Here is a 20,338-nt window from a genome sequence, read left to right as displayed (position 1 = left end):
CGTTACTTGTTGATGCGGCGCAGACGCTCCGACGGCGTGATGATGTCGGTGAGACGGATGCCCAGCTTGTCGTTTACCACCACCACTTCGCCCTGTGCGATGAGAAAGCCGTTGATCAGCACGTCCAGCGGTTCCCCCGCCATGCCGGCCAGCTCCACGACCGAGCCCTGGGCCAGTTGCAGCAGGTTCTTGATCGGCATTTTGGTGTGGCCCAGCTCCACGGTAAGCTGCACCGGGATGTCCAGGATCATGTCCAGGTCGTTGTGCGCGGTCGCGCCGCCGGCACCGCCGAATTGCTCGAATACATGCGGTTGAACTGCAGGTGCTGCGGGATCGACAGCGGCTTGTTCCGCCATGGCAGCGCCCCAATCGTCCGCGCTGATTTGTTCCGTGGATTCTTCAGCCATTTTTTCCTCCATTCAATGATTCGACGGGTTCCGTCGCCAGCATCTTCTCAACTCTCAGTGCGTATTGCCCATTGGATGCGCCGTATTTGCATTCCATTACCGGCACATTGTCGACCATGACCTGAATATGATCGGCAACCTCCAGCGGAATGACGTCGCCGACACGCATTTTCAAAACATGTTCAACATTGGTCATGGCATGACCGAGCACGGCAGTGAGATCAATCTCTGCCGACTGGATCTGCTTGGAAAGCATGTGCAGCCAGCGCTTGTCGGCGATGACATGATCCCCCTGCATGGTGCTGTAGAGCAGTTCGCGGATCGGTTCGATCATCGCGTAGGGCATGCAAATATGGATGGAACCGCCGACGCCGGTGAACTCAACCTCGAAGGTCGTCACCACCACTACTTCGTTCGGCGTCGCGATGTTGGCGAACTGCGGGTTCACTTCCGAACGGACGAATTCGAAATCCAGCTTCTGCACGGTTTCCCAGGATTTACCGTAAGTCTGGAATACCACTTCCAGCAACTTCTGGATGATGCGATGCTCGGTCTGGGTGAACTCGCGTCCCTCGACACGCGTGTGAAAACGCCCGTCGCCGCCGAACAGGCTGTCCACTACCATGAACACCAGGTTTGGGTCGAAGATGAACAGCGCGTTGCCGCGCAGCGGTTTGACCTGAACCAGGTTCAGGTTGGCAGGTACGGGCAAGTTGCGGATGAACTCGGAGAATTTCATCACTCTCACCGGCCCGACCGAGATCTCGGAACTGCGGTGGATAAAGTTATACAGAGAGATACGGAACAGGCGTGCGAAGCGCTCGTTGATGATTTCCATCGTGGGCATGCGCCCGCGCACGATGCGTTCCTGCGTTGCCATGTTGTATGGGCGTACTCCTCCTTCCGGCGCGTCCGATTTGGTTTCTTCGGCTTCGCCAGTGACGCCCCGCAGCAGCGAGTCGACTTCGTCCTGGGAGAGAAATTCCTTGCTCATGGCATCAGTTCGCCGTTACTGGATAATGAACGAGGTGAACAATACGTCCACCACACCCTTGGGGTTGGGTTCGACAACAGCAGGGGGCGCGACAACCACTGGTGCGGAGGCGGCGCCCGAGGCTGCAAGCTCATGTGCCGGAGCGGTTGCGGCGGGCGAAGCGCTCAGGCCGAGCACGCCATCGGTCTCGGCGATGATTTCGGAGATCAGTTTCTTTTTGCCTTCTATAGTCTGGAGTTCGGAAGGTTTCTTGCTGGAAAGCAGGAACAACAACTTGCTGCGGATCTCGGGCATCGTGGCTTTGATTTTTTCTTCCAGTTCCGGTTGCAGCACCTTCAGCGTGATGCCTGCCTGCAGGTATTGGTCTCCTTCTTCGCGTTGCAGGTTGACAGTGAAGTTCTCGCCCAGGGAAACGAATTTCGCTTCATGGGGAGCTTCCACTTTGGGTGCATCCGCGTGTGCATCAGCCGGAGCATGACTCCTGGTGAAGAACCAGCCCGCTCCTCCTGCGACGATCACCAGCAACGAGACGATGCCGATGATCAGCATTTTCTTGCTTTTGGGTGGTGCGGCGGCCGGTGCTTCTTCTTTGGCGGCTGGAGCAACAGGTTTGGCTGGGGGTTTCGTCGCCATTTAGCGATTCCTTTTAGTTGATTGGCATTATGGATTTGATCTATCGCCTGCCATCGCTGGAATAAGGTGGAAAACCGACCTTATTTCAATCATCAGGCGAATGTATCCACTATACCGTTATGGCGCGAGATTGGGGATACCCGGGCGCTACTATTGCCGGTGCCGGTCGGAATGCTGCGGATATCGCTGACGGGAGAAACGGACGAGCGCTGTGCGCCGGATTGGCCCTGATCGCGCGGAGTCTGATCGCTGACCGTGGCATTGCCCAGCATGATGCCGTTGTCGGCCATCATTTCGCGCAATTTCGGCATGGCCTGTTCGATCGCATCTCGTACCGCCGCGTGGGGCGAGGTGAAGAGCGCAGTTGCCTGGTCGCCGCTGACCTTGATCACCACATCCAGCGGGCCCAGCTGCGGTGGATTGAGGTGAAGTTCCGCGGTCTGATCCTTGTTGGCAGAAGCCAGCCAGGTAATCTTCTGGCTGAATTCATCGCTCCATTTGTTCTGTGTGACAGGTGCATTGATCGTTAATTGCACGGGCTGGAGGACAGGTGCGGCGATGCTGGCAGCAGTGTTCTGCAATGAAGCGATCGCAGCGGCATCGGATTTCGGTGCGGCAAGAGAGGTAATCGCTGCATGTGAGGCCGTGTTCAATTCCATGCCGACGGGAGTTCGGTTGGCCGATTCGGTGAAGGCGGCAACAAACGATTGCTCCTTGACTTGGGCGCTGTGGTTCGCAACCGCGGCAGTATTTGCCGCGTCGGCCTGGACACCGGCGGTAATATTGGCCTTAAGGGTTCCAATGCCGAGCTTGTCCTGTGCAGCGTTTGCAGAAATCTCGGGCTTGGTGCTCGAAGTTGCAGCGGTGTTTATGGCTTGCGGCATCAGGGCTGCCAGCATACCGGTCGGTAACGCAGCCGTATTGTCCGGGGCCACGGGAATAGATTTTTTGTTGTCGGTTGCATCCTTGGCCGACTGCAAGAGCGCTTCGGCGCCCAGTTTGTCGTTCGCTTTCGCGTCTTTCGCGGCAGGATCATTGATCTGCCGCGCAAGGACTTCACCGAAAGGTTGGTTGCTCTGCGCGTCGCCGCTTGCGGCAGCGTTAGGCGTCTGAGTTGGGGCAGTTGCTGCCTGGGGTGTGCTGGTTGTGATGGGAAGATTGGTCATGGCATTCACTCCTGAGATTATTGGTCGCCGTTTTTTTCAGCCGTGCGATAAGCGGTAAAACGTCCGGTGTGTTCATCCTGGATGCGTTGCTCGCTTTTTGCTTCCTGTTTCTTTTCGGCATCGACATGGCGCTGCGCCAGAGTGTCGAAAGATTTCATCTTGCGTGTCGCATCCATCAGTTCGCTGCGCCCGGTTTGCACACCCGCATTGGTCTGTTTGATCACCGCTGTCTGTTGCTGGATGGCCTGATCCAGGCGTGCGATGAAGTCCTGGAAATTTTTCATGTCGGCAGGCGCCATGCCGTTCTTCGCTTCTTCCTGAAATTTCACCTGATAGTCCCTGCGATATTGCTGCAGGGCGTCCAGCTTTTCCTGTGCAGTCTGGTGCTGCTGGTTGAGCTGGCCGAGCTTTTTGGTGGCGGCATCATTCTTTTGTTGCGCCAGGTGAACCAGAGGTTGTAGTGAAAACGGTTTCATCGATTAATCAACTTTCATTCGGGAACAATTCGGAGAACTTTTCCATGCTCGAAACATATCGTTCCGACTCATACATGCCTTGTTTGAGGAAATGCTCCATATGAGGATACAGCTGGATCGCACTATCCAGCAATGGATCGCTGCCCTTTACGTAGGCGCCCACACTGATCAGGTCGTGGTTGCGCTGGTAATGCGCATACAGATGCTTGAATTGCTGCACCTGCTGAAAGTGTTGCGAGCTGACCAGGTGGTTCATTGCCCGGCTGATCGAGGCTTCGATGTCGATTGCGGGATAGTGCCCGGACTCCGCCAGTCGGCGAGACAGCACGATATGGCCGTCGAGGATGGCGCGCGCGCTGTCGGCGATGGGGTCTTGCTGGTCGTCGCCTTCGGTCAGTACCGTGTAGAACGCGGTGATCGAACCGCCGCCTTCCACGCCGTTACCCGCGCGCTCTACCAATTGCGGCAGTTTGGCGAATACTGAGGGCGGATAGCCCTTGGTGGCCGGAGGCTCGCCGATGGCCAGTGCGATCTCGCGTTGCGCCATGGCGTAGCGGGTGAGCGAGTCCATGATGAGCAATACGTTCTTGCCCTGATCCCGAAAATATTCGGCGATGGTGGTGGCGTAGGCGGCACCCTGCAAGCGCATCAACGGACTGGTGTCGGCAGGGGCGGCGACCACGACTGAGCGCGCCAACCCTTCCTTGCCCAGAATGTCGGTGATGAATTCTTTTACTTCGCGGCCGCGTTCGCCTATCAGTCCGACCACGATCACATCGGCGCTGGTGTAGCGCGCCATCATGCCGAGCAGCACGCTTTTGCCAACGCCCGAACCGGAGAACAGCCCCATACGTTGCCCGCGTCCGACGGTCAGCAGGCTATTGATGGCGCGTACCCCGACATCCAGTTCATCCTTGATGGCGGCCCGCTCCAGCGGGTTGATGGGGCGGCTTTGCAGCGGTGCGCTCTTGCTTTCCAACAAAGGCCCTAGCTGGTCGAGCGGGCGTCCGGCGCCATCCAGTACGCGTCCCAGCAGATGTTCACCGACCGGAAGATGACGTGCCAGGTCGGCGCTACGGCGGCGCGGCGGTTGACGCTGCCCGATGGTAACGGGTGTGCGCACCGGCTCGGAAGGGATTACACGGGCACCCGGAACCAGACCCTGCACATCGTTTTCCGGCATCAGGAACAGCTTGTCGCCGGCAAAGCCGACGACTTCGGCTTCGATGCGATTGTTCGGCAGTTCTATCCAGCAGGTACTCCCCACCGCCATGCGCAAACCGACGGCTTCCATCACCAGCCCGGTGACTTTGGTCAGTCGACCGCTCACCAGCAAGGGCGCACTCTGCGCGACCAGGTCGCGGTTCACATGCAGCAGATCCTGCCAACGCTCTTGGTGGAGGTTGCGACTCGTTACCGCCAGCCCTCTATCCAACTTTCCCCCAGAGGGGGAAAGGGCGATCGCTTCCTCTCCCGCAAGCGGGAGAGGATTGAGGTGAGGGTTGCGGCCGTTTGCGGGATAACCAGCGACTTGCCCGCTTGCGGGCTTAGTCGAATGGCTAGTTGTCACATCAGCAACCTCCTGCAGCCCGGAACCAGACGGGAGGCTTGAATTAATCATGTCAGGGCTGCTGTTCATTCCGGTAGCAACCATGAGGTTTCCTGCCCCAATGCCGCCACGATGCGGTTCCAGCGGGTCTCCGGCGATGCGTCGATCTGGCTGTTTGCAGTTTCCAGACGTGCACCACCGCGTTCGACACGGGCGTCCTCGAATATTTTCCAGCCGGAATGCGACAATTGTTCGCCCATGCGTTCGCGCACCAGGATCGCATCGTCCGGATGCAATACCAGATGCGCGCCCTGATTGTAGTGTGGCAGTGTGGCGATGGCTTCGCGGACTACCCCAAGCAACAGTTCGGGATTCACTTTGAGTGCCTGGTGCAGCATCTGGCGTGCGACGTCGAGAGACAGTTCGAGCAGTTCGCGCGCGACTTGTTCATCCACCTGTGTCTCCAGTGCATCGATCAGCTCGGACAATCGCTGCTTTTCCTGGATGGCCTTTTGCACACCTTCGGCATGGCCGGTCCGAAAACCTTCCTCGCGCGCCTGCCGCTGTATCTCCTCGATCTGCGCGGCAGTAGGCAGTGCTACCTCGCCTGCACGTAATCCATTTGTGGCCAGGTTCGGCGCTTCCCAGCGCTGCCAGGCGGTAAGCTTTTCGGGGGCTGCGGAAGGGTCGCCGTGAAACGGCTGGGTACCCGCCGGCGTACCCCTTGCGGGTACTGAGAATTCAGACATAGGCTTCCTCCCCCTTGCCGCCGATCACTACCTGACCTTCGTCGGCCAGACGGCGCACGACTTTGAGAATTTCCTTCTGTTCGGATTCGACTTCGCTGAGCTTGACCGGTCCCTTGGCTTCCAGATCCTCGCGCAGCATCTCGGCAGCGCGCTGCGACATGTTCTTGAAGACTTTCTCGCGCAGTTCTTCGCTGGCGCCCTTGAGCGCGACGATGAGCGACTCGGACTGTACTTCGCGCAGCACCAGCTGGATGCCGCGATCGTCCACTTCCAGCAAGTCTTCGAACACGAACATCTCGTCCATCATTTTTTGCGCCAATTCGGAATCGTGACTGCGTACCGATTCCAGCACGGCATCTTGGTTGCCCATGTAATTGAGGATCTCGGCCGCGGTTTTGACGCCGCCCTTGATGCTCTTCTTGCCCACCACGTTGCCTGTAAGCAGCTTGGTCAGAACATCGTTCAATTCGTGCAGGGCGGTAGGCTGGACGCTGTCCAGCGTGGCGATGCGCAGCATCACGTCGTTGCGGGTGCGCTCGGTCATGAGCGCCATTACGCTGGCCGCCTGGTCCGGTTCCAGATGCACCATGATGGTGGCAATGATCTGCGGGTGCTCGTTGGCGATCAGGTCGGCGACGGAAGAGGGATCCATCCACTTCAGGCTTTCGATGCCGCTGGTGTCGCTGTTGTGCAGGATGCGGTCGAGCAGACCTGCGGCCTTGTCGTCGCCCAGCGCCTTGGTCAGCATGTCGCGGATATATTCGTCGGAGTCCATGCCGTAGGTGGTTTTTCCGGCAGCGATCTGATGGAATTCGTCGAACACATTGGTGATTTCCTCGCGCGACAGGTTCTTCAACGCGACCATGGCGGAACTGATCTTCTGCACTTCCTTCGGTTCCAGATATTTCATCACCTCGGCCGCTTCGCTTGCGCCCAGCGTCATGAGCAGGATTGCACTTTTGTTGATGCCTGTGTCACTCATCTTTGTTCACCCATTCCTTGACCACCGTGGCGACGATCTTGGGGTCGTCTTTCGCCAGTTGCTTGGCGAGTTGCAGGTTATCTTCGTAAGAGTTTGCCGACTGTTGGGCCGTATATTGTCCTGTTGCGCCACCTGCACTATGTGAGACCTGCCCGTAAGTTGCCTGCGCCGCTTCCTGAGCGGCGCTCTGTTGGGTGATGGTTTTGAAGGCGGGCTTGATGATGCCGAACAACAGGAAACCGATGCCGCCCGCAATCAACAGATACTTGAAGATATCCTTTGCCATTGCGATGGTGTCCGGTTGCTTCCAAATGGGGGTTTCCGGAATCACTTCCTGCTGTTCATTGAAGGCGCTGTTGAGCAGGTTCAGGCTGTCACCGCGTTTTGCATCGAAGCCGACCGTTTCCTTGACCAGTGCTGTGATCTGGGCCTTTTCAGCTTCGGTGTAGGGGCGGGAAGTGGTCTTGCCATCCTTGTCTGTTGTGCTGGGGTTATTCACGACTACCGCGATGGACAGGCGCTTGATGCTACCCACCGGCAACTTGGTGTGCTGGATAGTACGATCGACTTCATAGTTGGTGGTGAGTTCCTTGTGCGTGTTGGTTGCAGCGGCTGCAGCAGCTGCAACCGCGCTGGCCGGTGCGGCAATGGGCGCAGTCGCAGGAACGGGCGGCTGGTTGGACAACGCACCGGGGACGCCGCCAGTGCTGGGCGTACCGTTCATCGTCTCCAATGTTTGAAGGCTGCGCACTGCGGCCTGATTGGGCGGCTGATTGGGTTTAAAGGTCTCTGCAGTCTGTTCCGACTGTGCAAAATCCAGATTGGCGGTGACCTGCGCGCGCACATTTTGCACGCCGGTGATCGGGATCAGAATATCCTCGATGCGTTTGACGTAATCCTGTTCGATTTGGCGCACGTATTTGAGCTGCGTCGCATCCATCAGTTGTTCGGCACTGCTGTCGCGTGCGGAGCTTAGCAGGGTGCCGCTCTGGTCCACCACGGTGACGCCCTGCGACGGCATATTGGGTACGCTGCTCGAGATCAGATGGACGATCGCACTCACCTGTCCCGCATCCAGTGAACTGCCGGCATGCAGCGCGAGCACCACCGAGGCGCTCGGCTTTTGCTGTTCTTTGACAAAAACAGATTGTTTGGGGATGGCAAGATGGACGCGCGCACTGGCGACCGATGCCATGGTTTCCACCGAACGGGCCAGTTCGCCCTCCAGGGCGCGTTGATAGTTGACCTGTTCGAGGAACTGGCTGGTGCCGAACTTCTGGTTCTCCATCAGCTCGAAGCCGACCGTGCCACCCTTGGGCAGGCCTTTTGCCGCCATCTGCAGGCGCACTTCATGCACTTTGTCGGCCGGAACCATCAGCGTGCCGCCTTCAGAGAATTTGTAGGGGATGTTTTGCTGTTGCAGGGCTTCTATGACGGCTCCGCCGTCACGTTCGGACATGTTTGCATAAAGCACGCGGTAATCCGGCGTCTGTCCCCACATGAACAACCCTGCAAGCAGTGCAACCGTGGCGGCGACCGCCACGATCAAACCCAGTTTCTGCTGACTGGGCATGCCGAGCAGCAGCCGGGTCAAAGAAGGGTTCGCGGTATCTGTATCAGCCATGCTTTTCTTCCAAATCGAACAAGGGGCACTCCCTCACGCTGCGCATTATCTGCCTGAGAAACAAGATCAGTATGCCGAAAAGCGGGGGAAATCGGGTGCTTTTCCGCTGCTAGCCACGCTGCCATAGGGGGTACAGTGCCATCATGAAAACGAGTGCGGCGAGTTTCGAAAAAACAGGAGGTGAATCATGAGCATGGATGTTTCCAACGTGGATAGTCTGTTAAGCCAGATGCGGGCGGCGGTGGCCGCAACTCAAGGGCAACCCGCCCAAGCGCCTGCAGCGACAGGCGGCCTCGATTTCGCCAATGTGCTGAAGTCTTCCCTGGACGGCGTCAATCAGGCGCAACATCAGGCGACAGACTTGCAACAGGCTTTTGCCATGGGTGACGACAAAGTGAGTCTGAGTGATACGATGATTGCCATGCAGAAAGCCAATATCTCGTTTCAGACCACTATACAGGTGCGGAACAAGGTGGTGGCTGCCTATAACGACATCATGAATATGCAGGTATAGGTTGAGTTCAGTCCTTTGTGTTTCTGGCTTGCCGCTGCTGCATATGCGCCACATAACGCTGTAACAGCATGGTGGTCTTGCCATCCGGCTTGACGAACACGCAACCCGCACGACGTTTTACCCTGCCGTTGCGGTCGGTAATTTCAAAAGCATTCTTCACTTCGATGGATGCTTCCAGCTTGCCGATTTCCGGCAGTTCGATCTGGCAGTGTTCGTACACCATACCCGGTTGCAGTTCGATACCGCTTGCTTCACAGACCAATGCGACGCCGCCGATGCTGATATCCATTACGGTGACTTCGTGCTGGATATGGGTCTGGCCGGGAACGGGGCGGATGATGCATTTGAGAGCATCAATATCGGGGGTGACCAGCCGGTAATAGTCGCGCCGTTGCAGGCGCAGCAGTTTACTTGGCAAGGCCAGGCTGAATGCGGGTGCATCCTCGTATATCCCCAGCATGACATCGGTGGCGATGAACTGCACCTTGGCCTGATTATGTGTGGTCACGAATATGATGCGCTTGCTGCGCTCGATGTGCCTATTGTCGAGCGGGTTGGATGCCGCGTCTACCCAGACGCCATTTTCGCCTGCCGCCAGAATCAGGGTCAGCACCATGCTGTTGCCCTCGTTGTAATAAAGGGCGACGCGAGATTTGCGCTCAACGACGGTTTGCAGGATGGATACGATCTCTTTGGGATTGCTGACGAGGTAGTCGTTTTCTTCGTCGTTGGAGAACAGTTCTATCTTTAGCGGAATCTCTTTGGTGCGCATGGGGCTATCATCGACGTGGTTTCACTTGTGACGATTGTAGCGGGTTTATAATTGGCGCAGTATGGGGAATTGAGGTGGTTTCCCCCCTTTCCAAACGATATAGCCAAGCCAGCAACTCGGCCACGGCCAGATAGAGCTGTGGCGGAATGTGCTGATCCAGTTCCACCTGCATCAACATGCTGACCAGTTCTTCCGATTCATGCACAAATACGCCGTTCTCCCGGGCACGCTCAATGATGGCCTGCGCAATCAGTCCGCGCCCGCTGGCGACCACTTTGGGCGCAGCATCGCCGTTGCGGTAGGCCAGAGCGACCGCCATCTGCCTGGACGGAGGTTTATCCGGCGTGCTCATATAACGAGAATCTTGCGTAGCATCCGGCTGTACCCCTCTCCCTATGGGAGAGGGGGGACGGGGGAGAGGGAAAACGATCATGGCGCATGCGATTCATTTTTCAGTTGTCCTGCGCGATGATCGTTTGGGTGATTTGCGTATGCACGACCGGGATGCCGCGTTCGGAAAGGGCCGCTATCAATTGCGAGCTGGCATTGCCAAGTTTCTCCCGCGCTTGCGCGTCGGACACATCAAACGACAGGTTTAGCGCATTGCCGTTGAAGCTCAGACGTGCGGAGACGCCGCCAAGATTGGGCAAGTCCAGATTGATTTGGGTGACCCACTGCCCTTCCTCAATCCCTTGCGCATTGCGATGGGGCGATTCTTCGCTGACTTTCCAGCGCATCTCCTGGCCTTGCCATACTTGTCCTTGCCATAGCACTTGGTGTGTTTCCAACGTACTCATCTGTTGCTGTACCAGCGTCTGCAAATGCTCAGGGATGTTGAGTGCGGCAAACTGCTGCCCGCTTCCAGTTTGGGCAGTTTCCAAATTTTTTGCACCTTGCGACAACTGGTTCTGCGGTTCCAACAGCAGTTGTGCGGTGGGGCGGGCGCCGGCAATCCATTGCGCCTGATGCGACTCGTAGAACAGGCCGCTCTGGCTGAGCGCCTCGTGCAGCTTTCCGGCAAGCTGCGTCGTGTCGGGTTGTACTTTCTCGCCGGTCCATAGCGGAGAACTTTGGAGAGGGCGCACATAACTTCTTTCCAAAGGCTGTTGCGAAAGCGAGGAAAGCAGGCGCGAGGCGGCACTGAGCGACTCGGGGGTGGAGACGGGGTTGGAGGATGCCGCCAGCGTGAACGTCAGACGCGGTTGCAGTGAAACGACTTGCAGGGTGATCGTGTCACCAGAGCGGACAAACGCTGGAAGTTGCATTTGTAGCAGCTGGGTGGCAACGCGGACATTGAATACGTTGGGGGCGACTTGCGCCTGCACCGTGCCCTGAACTTTTTGCCCCGGCTCGAATTGCTTGCCGACATCGATAGAACCTTTGTCCGGTGTCGCTGTGATCAGCGGTTTATCGGTGACCGATAGCGCCTTGAGCGTGGAGATAAGGTTGGCAGGCAGCATGCATCGCAGAAACGGCTAGTAATTGGCCAGATAAGTCTGCTGTAGGCGTTGCTCGCTGCGGTTGCTTTGCATGATGCGCCGTATCTGTTCCATCCAACCCTCGGTGCGGTTGCGTATGGCGGCATCGTCGGCGAGGATTTTCTTGAGCAGCGCCAGCTTCTGGGCGCGTTCCTCCGCGCTCGAAGGGATAACGTCGCGCGGTTTGATCTCTTCAAATTTGCGTTTGCATTCCTGCTCCAGCGAGATCAGGCGATCCCACTCTCCGACGGTTGCGGCTTCGCGCATCTGCCCTGTGATGCCGGAGAGACGCTGGAAATCTTCGAGGACCAATGACATCGTTCAACCCCTTCCGTAAACGAGCGCAGCTTGTTTGTGCACAGGTGCAGGCTGTTGTGGTACGACAGCTGCCGGCGCCACGCTATTCGCCGGACGGATAATGTCCCAGGCGCCTTTTATTTCATTTAACAGGCCCGACACTTCGTCCAGCATTGCGGTATCGTTTTTCGAGCTGGCTTCAACCAGACGCACAGTCATGTAGTCATACAGCGCATTCAGATCCTGTGCCAGCTTGCCGCCAACTTCCTTGTCCAGGCTGGCTTGCAGACCTTCGCCGATGATGCGGATGGCATGGGTGATGGACTTGCCTTTTACCGGCATGTCTTTGCGCAACATCGCATTTCTGGCATTCGCGATCGCCAGCAAGGCCCCCTGGTACAACATCGAAATCAACTTGTGCGAATCGGCCGTGGTGATGCCGGATTCAATGCCAACGTGGGAATAAGCCTTAAGTGCGTTTTTGACAGACATGTTGTTACTCCTAGAGTCGCGCCAGTTGTTGAGTAAGGTAACTGCTGAGTGAGTTCATCGACCCAAGCATGGCATCCAGTTGTGCGTACTGGTTGGTCAGGTTGGTTTGATCGACGGCGATTTGGGCATTCAGCGCATCAATCTGTTTTTGAGCATCGCTGATGTTGCTATTGAACTGTGTGGTTTCACTCGCAAGCGTGCCATTAGTTCCCAGCATGGCGGCGATTTGGCTGTTGAAGAGGCTGGACAGGCCTTGTGTATAGCTGATGGAGCCACGATTGCCTGTGGTACCGCCTTGTATTGCGACGGATAGCCCTGTGCTGTCTCCACTCGATGAGGTCAAGAGCTGACCGCTGCCTGTTGCCGCCAAGCCATTGATGGTACCGGCCACATCCAGGCCAGTGGTTTGCGTTGGCGTGCCAAACAGACTGCTGGCGCCATTACCGCCGACCGCAACGCTGGAAGAAGATCCATAGCTGCTGGAAATCAGGGTGAGCACTCCCGCATTTTGCGAGACCGTGACCGATTTGCCGGCACCGGAGATCGGCGCGGAACCATTGATCAAGGTTTGCAATTGAGTAGCCAGCGCGGCCGCGGTATAGGTGCCGGCAGGTATAGTCACCGAGGTGCTGGTTCCGTCAATTGTCAGGCTCAGGGTGTCGTTGCTGCCGCTGGTAATAGTTAATCCCGCTGCGGTGCTTCCTATTGCTGTGCCCTGTGTAGACAGCTGGGAGATGTTGACTCCATAGGTTCCGGCTTTGGTGCTGCTGCTGGCCGAGGTGTAATTCACCAAGCTGTCGGTTGCGCTACCGGCGGCAACGAACAAATTGGCGACACTTTGATAATTGCTGTTCAGCGCGGCGTTCAGTTTGGTCGAGTCCACGGCAAGCGTGCCATCCTTCTGGAAACCAATGCCGATCTGGGTCAGATTTGTAAATCCGTTTGGATTGCTGCCCATCGTTGTGGTCAGCATCGCCGCCATCTGGGACTGGACGATGCTCAGCGAAACATCCCCTTGTAACGTACCTGCCGTCTTGGTGGTCGGGTCGTAGCTAGTCTGGTTCTGAATAGCTGTGACTGCGGCATTGAATGCAGTCACAAATCCGTTGATGGCCGTACTGACGGCGGATGTATTAGGTGCGACGCTCAGAGCGACCGGGGATGTGCTAGTGCTGGCCAGATTCAAGGTGACACCCGACACTACATCGCCAACGCTATTGGATGCCTTGCTGACGGCGATGCCATTGACAGTGAAATTCGCGTTCTGCGCGGCGCTGGTCTGCGACAGGTTCTGGGTGCCAGCCGGATTTTCAGAAAACAGACCGCTCAGCGTCGCATCCCCTGCAACGGAAATCTTCATGCTGTTGGCAACACCGGTGGTGTTTGAAGTCAGAACCAGACGGTAAGGTGAAGTGCTGCCGTCATTGATGATGCTGGCAGTCACGCCGACATTGGCGGAGTTGATCGCATCGCGTATGCCGGAAAGCGTGTTGTTGCTGGAATCGATGGTGACGCTCTTGGTGGTACCGCCATTGGAGGTGTAACTGGCGCCGGTGTAGGTGCCGTTGGTCAGTGTGCCGCCAGAGATCGTGCCGAAGTCAAAGGTCAGCGTGGTCGCTGCGCCGCTGCCGATGGCAGTCGTGGCACTGGCTTGTCCCGCAACAACCAGATTCTGCGCTTGTGCCAGTTGGCCGATCGTCAGGGAATAGTTGCCCGGCTTGGCGATGCTGGACGCAGTCGCGGATACCGCCGCAGTATTCGACGAAGTGGCCGCAAACGAGTTGAACGTCAGATTGTTGAGGCCCTGCGCGGCTGTTTGAAACGACGCCAGTGCAGACTGAACGGAACCGATTGCAGAAATCTTTGCGTTGTAACTGCTGATCTGTTTGTTCAGCGTGGTGATCGGTCGCTGCTCGACCGCCATCAATGAACTGACGATTCCCGCCACGTCAATCGTCGGAGTGGTTATCCCCGCTGAGGAAGTGGCTGCATTGTTGCCTGATACGGAGGAAGTCGTCATGTTTGGTCTCGCCTATGCCTTCTGTTTTAACAGCAAACCTTTCTGAAACTGGTCAATCGACTGGCTGATGGCAATCATCTCTTTGGACGGAAACTGCTTGATCGTATCCCCGGTCTTGGTATCGACCACTTTGATCAGGGTCCTGTCGGAACTTTGGTCGATGCTGAACTCCACACCCGTGTTGGCCTGAAGCATGGCCTGGTTGACCTTATCCAAGGCGCTCTGTAATTGGGCATTGGTAGGCTGCGAGGCTGGTTGTGCGGCCTGAGCGCTCGATGTTTGCGTATTCGCGCTCTGAGTTCCGGTGGCTTGAGGCACTGCTACCTGCGGTAATTCGACCGTTGCGCTGCCCGTGGTTGGCGCTGAAACGGAAACAACCGGCGTACCCGCGTTGCCATAACTGGCAGGCGGCGTCGGAACGGTATTACCTGATAAATTCTGGATAAGCATGTTGCCTCTCCTTTTGTTCAAAATCCTGGCCGGATGACTCCGGCCAGGCTACTGGTCATACTAAGCCCTTACTTCAACAGTGTCAGCACGCTGTTGGGCAAGGCATTGGCTTGGGCCAACATTGCAGTACCTGCTTGCTGCAAAATCTGGTTGTGAGTCAGATTCGCAGTTTCCGCGGCGAAGTCGGTGTCCTGAATCCGGCTGCGGGCTTGTTGCATGTTGGTGCTGGTGGTAGTCAACGAGCTTTGCGCATTGGTGAAGCGGTTCTGCAATGCGCCCAAGTTGGCGCGCAATCCGTTGATGGTGTTGATCGCGGAATCAACAATCTGCAAGGCATTGTTTGCGCCTGTCGGGATGCCGCCGGTCATCGATGTGACGTCAATGCTGGATACTGCTTGCAGCGAGCTTGATATGGTTGCTGCGGAGAGCAATCCTGTACCGCCTGTGTTGACCACATTGAAGCTGCTCGAAGAGTTGAACGTGATTACGCCACCGACGGTGGAACTGTCGGTACCAACGGCTGCCCCCAATACTGCACCTGCGCCCGAGGCGCCGGTCAAAGTGGTGGTAGCAGCCGCCGTAGTGGAGTTGAGGAAGTTCTCAACAGAGATGTCATAACCTTTTGCCGAGGTTAACGCAATCGAGCCGCTCACCACCGCAGCCGTAATGCCTGTGGTGGTCGATTGGGCGTTGATTGCGGTGACCAAGCTGCCATAGTCGGTTGTATTGGCCATCGTTGCCGAAATAGCCACGGCAGTTGCGTTGGCGCCATACAAGTTGAACGACACCGTTCCGCCTGCCGAGAAGCTACCTAAGGTTGCAGTGGTCAGAGCAGTGGCCGTCACGCCTGTAGTGTTGTTTGCAGCTGTGTTAACCGCTTGTGCCACAGTATAGGCTGAGGAGCCGGCGGGGATGGTTCCTGTGGGTATCGTGAGCGTTGCGCCGTCTCCCGAGATGATCAGAGGCGCCGCAACCGTGTAGCCGTTGGCTGCTTTTGTCGCGCCTGCTGCTGTAGCAACGGCCATGACCGCTGCGTTGCCGGAAGAAACGCTGTTGTTGCCAATCGCGTTGGCTTGCGCATTGCCAATGGAAGCCAAGACGGTTTGGTTGGCATTGGCACCGACTTGGAATTGCACATTGGACAGTGTGCCGTCCAGCAAATTCAAGCCGTTATATTGGGTATTCTGGGCAATCTGTGAGATATCTGCTTGCAACTGGGTGATACTTGCCTGAATGGAGGCGCGGTCACCAGAAGAGTTGGTGCCGTTTGCGGCTTGGACAGACAGGTTGCGCATGGTTTGCAGGTCGTTGGTAACTTGTTGCAACGCCCCTTCGGCAGTTTGGGCCAGAGAAATACCATCATTGGCATTTTGAGCAGCCTGAGTCATGCCGCCAATCTGTGAAGTCATGCGCGCGGCGATCGCCATGCCTGCCGCATCGTCCTTGGCGCTATTGATGCGCAGGCCGGAAGACAGGCGCTGAATCGAAGTGGCCAATGCGCTTTGCGAATTGGCAACGTTGTTCTGCGCATAGAGCGAGGCGATGTTGGTATTGATGAATAGGGACATTTTAATTCTCCTTAGTGTGGCACTTTGATCCGGTTTTTTGCCGTTTACCTTGGTTGGTGATGCACATCAACCGCGGTATGAACCAGTTATCGGAGATTTATGGGAAAACTTTAGGGCTGAACAGGATTGCGTGCCGGATAGGTGTCTCATTCGGCAGCCACCACGCGATTCTTCCCGGTCTGTTTGGCCTTGTACATGGCCTTGTCGGCACGGCCGATGAGGTCTTCGCTGTCTTCGTTCTCGCGCCGCAGGGCAACGCCGGCGCTGAACGTGACCAGAACCCGCTCATTGTTGTGCAGGAAGAACTTCTTGGTCAGATCCCGTTGCAGGCGCTGCATGGCCTCGATCCCGGCTTTCAAATCGGTATCCGGGAGCACGATGAGAAATTCCTCGCCGCCGTAGCGTCCTACACTATCGGCAGGGCGCAGCGTTTCTTTAATGACCTGGGTCAAATGTTTCAGTGCGCGGTCGCCGGCCTGGTGTCCGAGCGCGTCATTCAGTTGCTTGAAGTTGTCGATGTCGAGCAGGGCAACGCTGACGGCCGACTGGCCGCGTTCGGCACGCTTGATTTCGCGGTCTATGGTTTCGTCCAGGCCGCGCCGGTTGAGAGCGCCGGTCAGCTGGTCTTCCCGTACGAGTTCGCTGACTTGTTCCAGTTCAAGTTCCAGTTCCTTGATGCGGGCATCGGCCTCATCGGCCTGCTTCTTGTGGGCGAGCAGTTCTTCGTGCGAACGCATGGTGCTGGTCTGGATGATGCGGGTGTCGTGCATCACATCTTTAAGAATATGGCTGAGTTCGGTCAGGTTATCGGCCTGGCCGATCTTCTGGCTGTAGCCTTCTATCTTGTTGTGGTACTCACCCGTACTGGCCGTCAGGTCACCCAGGCGGTCGATGAAAGTGGTCATGAGGCTCTTCAGGGTTGCCTTGGCATCGGTCAGGCTTTGTTTGAGTGTGCTCTGTTTGATAATGACATCGCGCAAATTGCGCTCTGCATCGGCGATGGAGCGCTTGTCCATCGGTTCATTGATGATCAGCTGAAGTGCGGTGATCTGCCCGCGCAGCCACTTGTCGTCTTCCACCATTTCGCTGACATTTTCGACCAACAGGCGCAACAGGCGCAGCAGGCCTTCCTGTATCTTGACCTTGTCTCCTCCGCGCAACTCCAGTTTGAGCCAGAACTGGCGCAGTTGTTTGGCAAGGTCGTTCAGGCGATTCTTGTTGTCTGTGGCCCGTATTTGTTCCACCAGCGCCTGTATTTCGCTGCCCAGCTCGGGTTGGGTAGAGAGGGTGTTTTCCAGGGTTTGCGCCAAGAGCTCGCGCAGTTGAACGATCAGTTCGTTGTTATCGCCCTGTATAGGCACAGGGGCGGAAGTTGCGACTGATTGAGGCGAGGTAACGACGGGTGAGGCGTCCGGCATGACGGACGGAACCAGTTCGCTGGCGCTGGAGCCTGTCGGAGCCGTAGACCAGGAGCGCAGCAGGCTTTGCAATTTGCCGAACAATACTTCCGGATCCTTGGAGAATTTTGTCAGCACGGTATCCACGCCGTCCTTCTTGCGGGTGATGGTGATGCCTTTGTGCGGTGTTTCCAGTTGGCGCAACAAGTCCCGGATCAATTCCGACCAGGCGGGAACGAGCTTGCCTTTGCTGGTTGTTGCACCGATGTCGGCGGAAGGGGCTTGTACGGTTTCGCCGCTGATTTCCCGGTACATCTGTGCATAATGTTCCGGCGTCGGCGCGAGTTTGCGCGAGGCGAGCGCAGTCAGTGTTTCGCGGGCGATTTCAGAAGGATTTTTGGGTTTGGTCATGGGCAGATATTCGGTGTGGGTTCATGCGGGGCATTATCCGGTTGTGTGGCAGTTGCGAAACAGGGAATAGCGGCTGTTTATCGCTCCAATTTGAGCGGGTTATTCGATCAGGTGATTGCTGATCGCGTAATGGATTGCCTCGGCATTGTTCTTGAGTTTCATCTTTTCAAGCAAACGGGAGCGATAGACGCTGACGGTCTTGGGGCTGAGCGACATGATATCCGCCATCTCGCTCAGTTTCTTGCCCGAGGCCATCAGGCATAGTGTCTGGTATTCGCGGTTGGACAGGGTCTGGTGCAGCAACTCCTGATAGCCTTGCGACAGTCCGTTGGCCAGTTGCTCGGCCAATTCCGTGCTGATGTATTTCTTGCCGCTGGCGACCTGGCGGATGGCGGTGACCAGTTGCAGCGGGGCGCTTTGCTTGTTCAGGTAACCGGCCGCTCCGGCTTTCATCGAGCGCAGGGCGTATTGCTCTTCCGGATGCATGCTGAGCATCAGCACGGGCAATTGGGGTTTGTTGGCCTTGAGCTGTTTGAGAACTTCGACGCCGTGCTTGTCCGGCATGCTGATGTCGAGCAAGACCACGTCGTAATCCGTTTCTTCCGCCATGCGGATGGCCTGCATGCCGTTCTCTGCCTCGCCGGTGACGCGCATGTCATCGGTGTCGTCAAGCAATTGCTTCAGGCCCTTGCGGATGAGTGCGTGATCATCTGCTATCAGCACTTTTATCATAGGGTATCGCTTTTCAAAATAGATTCTGTTGTGACAACGGGTCGTCCGTCGCTGTGAGGCCAGCTTCGCGCGGGATATACACACCGATCTGCGTTCCCTGGCCGAGGGCGCTTTCGATTTCCACCCTGCCGCCGAAATATTCTACCCTTTCGCGGATGCCGCGTAAGCCGAATGAACGGGGTTTGGTGCGGTCGGCTTCCGTGAATCCGCGGCCGTTGTCCAGTACCTTCAGTTCGATAATGCCGTCGCGGTCGTGCATGAGAACCACCACTTCGTTGGCCTGGGCATGTTTGGTGATATTGGCCAGTGTTTCCTGAAAGATTCTGAAAAGAGCGATCGAGATGTCGGGCGAAATGTCTTCGATGGATGGGTCATGCTCGAACACGCAGGAGATGCCGGTACGCTGCTCGAATTCACCCGCTTCCATCTCGATCGCGGCGACGATACCGAATGTGTCCAGTATGCTGGGACGGAGGCTGCGCGAGATGTTGCCTGCAGCCGCGAGGCATCTGTCCACCAGCACTTCAATGTTCTTTGCCTTTTCGGCAAGCGCGGGCTTGTCGGCCAGGCGGCCGCCCAGCCATGCGATATCCAGCTTGATCGCGGTGAGCGTGCTACCCATGTCGTCATGCACCTCGCGGGCGATGGCGATGCGTTCCTGCTCGCGCACATCCTGTATGTGTGAAGACAATTCGCGCAACTGGGACTTGGAACGCAGGATTTCCAGCTCGGCCAGTTTGCTGTGGGTGATGTTGAAGATGATGCCTTCCCATTGAATGCCAATTACCGTCTTGCGCGGACTGCAGCGCAAATTGATCCATTTGACCTCGTTGTCCGGCATGGTGAGGATGCGCCCCTCCCAATTCCAGAACGACAGATTTGCTGCCGAGGCGTGCATGCTTTGCTGGTAGGACTTGAAATCTTCGGGATGCAGCAAGGCTTCGAACAGCGACGAGTTGTAGGTCAAGTTTTGCGGAGTGATGCCCAACAGGGCTTGGCATCCTTCGCTGACGTAAGGGAAGGTGATATGCCCGTCATTACACAGCAACATCTGATAAGCCATGCCCGGCAGGTCGGCAATGAAGGCATGCAGTCGGGTCTGGTTTTCCTGCAATGCCAGCTGCGCATCGCGGTGTTCCTGCCGGACGCGTGCTGCGTGCAGGTTATGTTCAATGGAAGATGCAAGACGATTCAGGCTGCCCTTGAAGATGTAATCGTCTGCGCCGCACCTCATGGTGTAAATGATGGTCTCTTCGCGCAAGTCATGGGACAGGAACAGGAAAGGCAAGTCAACGCCGCTGTGTTGCATCAATTCGAGCGCGGCCAGCCCGCCGAAACCGGGGGGATCGTAGCTGCACAGCACAAGGTCGAACTGCTCTCCGGACAGGGCCGTTTTCATATCCGTTGCGTTATCCACATGCCGGCAATCGGGCAGATAGCCCGAATGTGACAATTTATTCATGGTGTGCTGGGCATCTGCGTGCGAAGATTCGACCAGCAATATTCGGAGTTTCTTGGCTGTCATTCTGTTATTCCGTACAGGTGCTCCGATTATAAGCGGCGTCCGCGCTGCACACTAGGCTGGATATTACGATAGAATGCCGCCGGTTAACGAACTCGCCACATC

The 20,338-nt window shown here is 56.8% G+C and carries 21 protein-coding genes; 1 reads left to right on the top strand and 20 read right to left on the bottom strand.

Annotation, left to right across the window (positions count from 1 at the left end; translation table 11 throughout):
- Window positions 1-2 precede the first annotated feature (2 nt).
- The 9 genes from fliN to fliF form a co-directional block, all read right to left on the bottom strand.
- On the bottom strand, window positions 3-407 hold the full coding sequence (fliN, locus tag QOY30_RS14435) for a flagellar motor switch protein FliN (RefSeq protein WP_283745316.1): 405 nt from the start codon (window positions 405-407) through the stop codon (window positions 3-5).
- Complete coding sequence (gene fliM, locus QOY30_RS14430) at window positions 400-1,401, bottom strand: flagellar motor switch protein FliM (protein ID WP_283745315.1); 1,002 nt, start codon at window positions 1,399-1,401, stop codon at window positions 400-402. Before fliM ends, fliN begins: the two co-directional genes overlap by 8 nt.
- A gap of 15 nt (window positions 1,402-1,416) precedes the next feature.
- Window positions 1,417-2,034, bottom strand: a complete 618-nt coding sequence (locus QOY30_RS14425) for a flagellar basal body-associated FliL family protein (protein WP_283745314.1) — start codon at window positions 2,032-2,034, stop codon at window positions 1,417-1,419.
- Window positions 2,035-2,126: 92 nt separating this feature from the next.
- Complete coding sequence (locus tag QOY30_RS14420) at window positions 2,127-3,200, bottom strand: flagellar hook-length control protein FliK (RefSeq protein WP_283745313.1); 1,074 nt, start codon at window positions 3,198-3,200, stop codon at window positions 2,127-2,129.
- Between the two features lie 17 nt (window positions 3,201-3,217).
- The gene (fliJ, locus tag QOY30_RS14415; protein ID WP_283745312.1) at window positions 3,218-3,676 is read right to left on the bottom strand and encodes a flagellar export protein FliJ; all 459 of its coding nucleotides are present in this window, start codon (window positions 3,674-3,676) and stop codon (window positions 3,218-3,220) included.
- A gap of 7 nt (window positions 3,677-3,683) precedes the next feature.
- Window positions 3,684-5,111, bottom strand: a complete 1,428-nt coding sequence (gene fliI, locus QOY30_RS14410) for a flagellar protein export ATPase FliI (RefSeq protein WP_502958715.1) — start codon at window positions 5,109-5,111, stop codon at window positions 3,684-3,686.
- A 200-nt stretch (window positions 5,112-5,311) separates the two neighbouring features.
- Window positions 5,312-5,974 (bottom strand): FliH/SctL family protein, encoded by a 663-nt coding sequence (locus QOY30_RS14405; protein ID WP_283745311.1) that lies wholly within the window; start codon window positions 5,972-5,974, stop codon window positions 5,312-5,314.
- Window positions 5,967-6,956 (bottom strand): flagellar motor switch protein FliG, encoded by a 990-nt coding sequence (gene fliG, locus QOY30_RS14400; protein ID WP_283745310.1) that lies wholly within the window; start codon window positions 6,954-6,956, stop codon window positions 5,967-5,969. The genes QOY30_RS14405 and fliG overlap by 8 nt, the downstream gene beginning before the upstream one ends.
- Window positions 6,949-8,580: a flagellar basal-body MS-ring/collar protein FliF gene (gene fliF / locus QOY30_RS14395; RefSeq protein ID WP_283745309.1), complete on the bottom strand. Its 1,632-nt coding sequence runs from the start codon at window positions 8,578-8,580 to the stop codon at window positions 6,949-6,951. The genes fliG and fliF overlap by 8 nt, the downstream gene beginning before the upstream one ends.
- A gap of 187 nt (window positions 8,581-8,767) precedes the next feature.
- On the opposite strand from fliF, the gene fliE reads away from it, so the two are divergent.
- Window positions 8,768-9,094 (top strand): flagellar hook-basal body complex protein FliE, encoded by a 327-nt coding sequence (gene fliE, locus QOY30_RS14390; protein ID WP_283745308.1) that lies wholly within the window; start codon window positions 8,768-8,770, stop codon window positions 9,092-9,094.
- 7 nt (window positions 9,095-9,101) lie between these two features.
- Here fliE and QOY30_RS14385 read toward each other — a convergent pair whose 3' ends face one another.
- From QOY30_RS14385 to QOY30_RS14335, 11 genes are all read right to left on the bottom strand, one after another.
- Window positions 9,102-9,866, bottom strand: coding sequence for a flagellar brake protein (locus tag QOY30_RS14385; protein ID WP_283745307.1), 765 nt, complete (start codon window positions 9,864-9,866; stop codon window positions 9,102-9,104).
- Window positions 9,867-9,873: 7 nt separating this feature from the next.
- Window positions 9,874-10,218: an EscU/YscU/HrcU family type III secretion system export apparatus switch protein gene (locus QOY30_RS14380; protein ID WP_283745306.1), complete on the bottom strand. Its 345-nt coding sequence runs from the start codon at window positions 10,216-10,218 to the stop codon at window positions 9,874-9,876.
- Between the two features lie 100 nt (window positions 10,219-10,318).
- Window positions 10,319-11,326, bottom strand: coding sequence for a flagellar hook-length control protein FliK (gene fliK / locus QOY30_RS14375; protein WP_283745305.1), 1,008 nt, complete (start codon window positions 11,324-11,326; stop codon window positions 10,319-10,321).
- Window positions 11,327-11,341: 15 nt separating this feature from the next.
- On the bottom strand, window positions 11,342-11,662 hold the full coding sequence (locus QOY30_RS14370) for a flagellar protein FliT (protein WP_283745304.1): 321 nt from the start codon (window positions 11,660-11,662) through the stop codon (window positions 11,342-11,344).
- A gap of 3 nt (window positions 11,663-11,665) precedes the next feature.
- The gene (fliS, locus tag QOY30_RS14365; RefSeq protein ID WP_283745303.1) at window positions 11,666-12,133 is read right to left on the bottom strand and encodes a flagellar export chaperone FliS; all 468 of its coding nucleotides are present in this window, start codon (window positions 12,131-12,133) and stop codon (window positions 11,666-11,668) included.
- Window positions 12,134-12,143: 10 nt separating this feature from the next.
- On the bottom strand, window positions 12,144-14,153 hold the full coding sequence (fliD, locus tag QOY30_RS14360) for a flagellar filament capping protein FliD (protein WP_283745302.1): 2,010 nt from the start codon (window positions 14,151-14,153) through the stop codon (window positions 12,144-12,146).
- Window positions 14,154-14,165: 12 nt separating this feature from the next.
- Complete coding sequence (locus QOY30_RS14355) at window positions 14,166-14,603, bottom strand: flagellar protein FlaG (RefSeq protein ID WP_283745301.1); 438 nt, start codon at window positions 14,601-14,603, stop codon at window positions 14,166-14,168.
- 68 nt (window positions 14,604-14,671) lie between these two features.
- On the bottom strand, window positions 14,672-16,171 hold the full coding sequence (locus QOY30_RS14350; protein ID WP_283745300.1) for a flagellin N-terminal helical domain-containing protein: 1,500 nt from the start codon (window positions 16,169-16,171) through the stop codon (window positions 14,672-14,674).
- A 146-nt stretch (window positions 16,172-16,317) separates the two neighbouring features.
- Entirely contained in the window at window positions 16,318-17,979 is a 1,662-nt protein-coding gene (locus QOY30_RS14345; RefSeq protein WP_283745299.1) for a GGDEF domain-containing protein, read from the bottom strand.
- Window positions 17,980-18,078: 99 nt separating this feature from the next.
- Window positions 18,079-18,711, bottom strand: coding sequence for a response regulator (locus QOY30_RS14340; RefSeq protein WP_283745298.1), 633 nt, complete (start codon window positions 18,709-18,711; stop codon window positions 18,079-18,081).
- Window positions 18,712-18,724: 13 nt separating this feature from the next.
- Entirely contained in the window at window positions 18,725-20,236 is a 1,512-nt protein-coding gene (locus QOY30_RS14335) for a hybrid sensor histidine kinase/response regulator (RefSeq protein WP_283745297.1), read from the bottom strand.
- Window positions 20,237-20,338 lie beyond the last annotated feature (102 nt).

The organism is Sideroxydans sp. CL21, from assembly GCF_902459525.1.
Taxonomy (GTDB): domain Bacteria; phylum Pseudomonadota; class Gammaproteobacteria; order Burkholderiales; family Gallionellaceae; genus Sideroxyarcus.
This window is presented reverse-complemented; position numbering and strand designations above follow the sequence as displayed.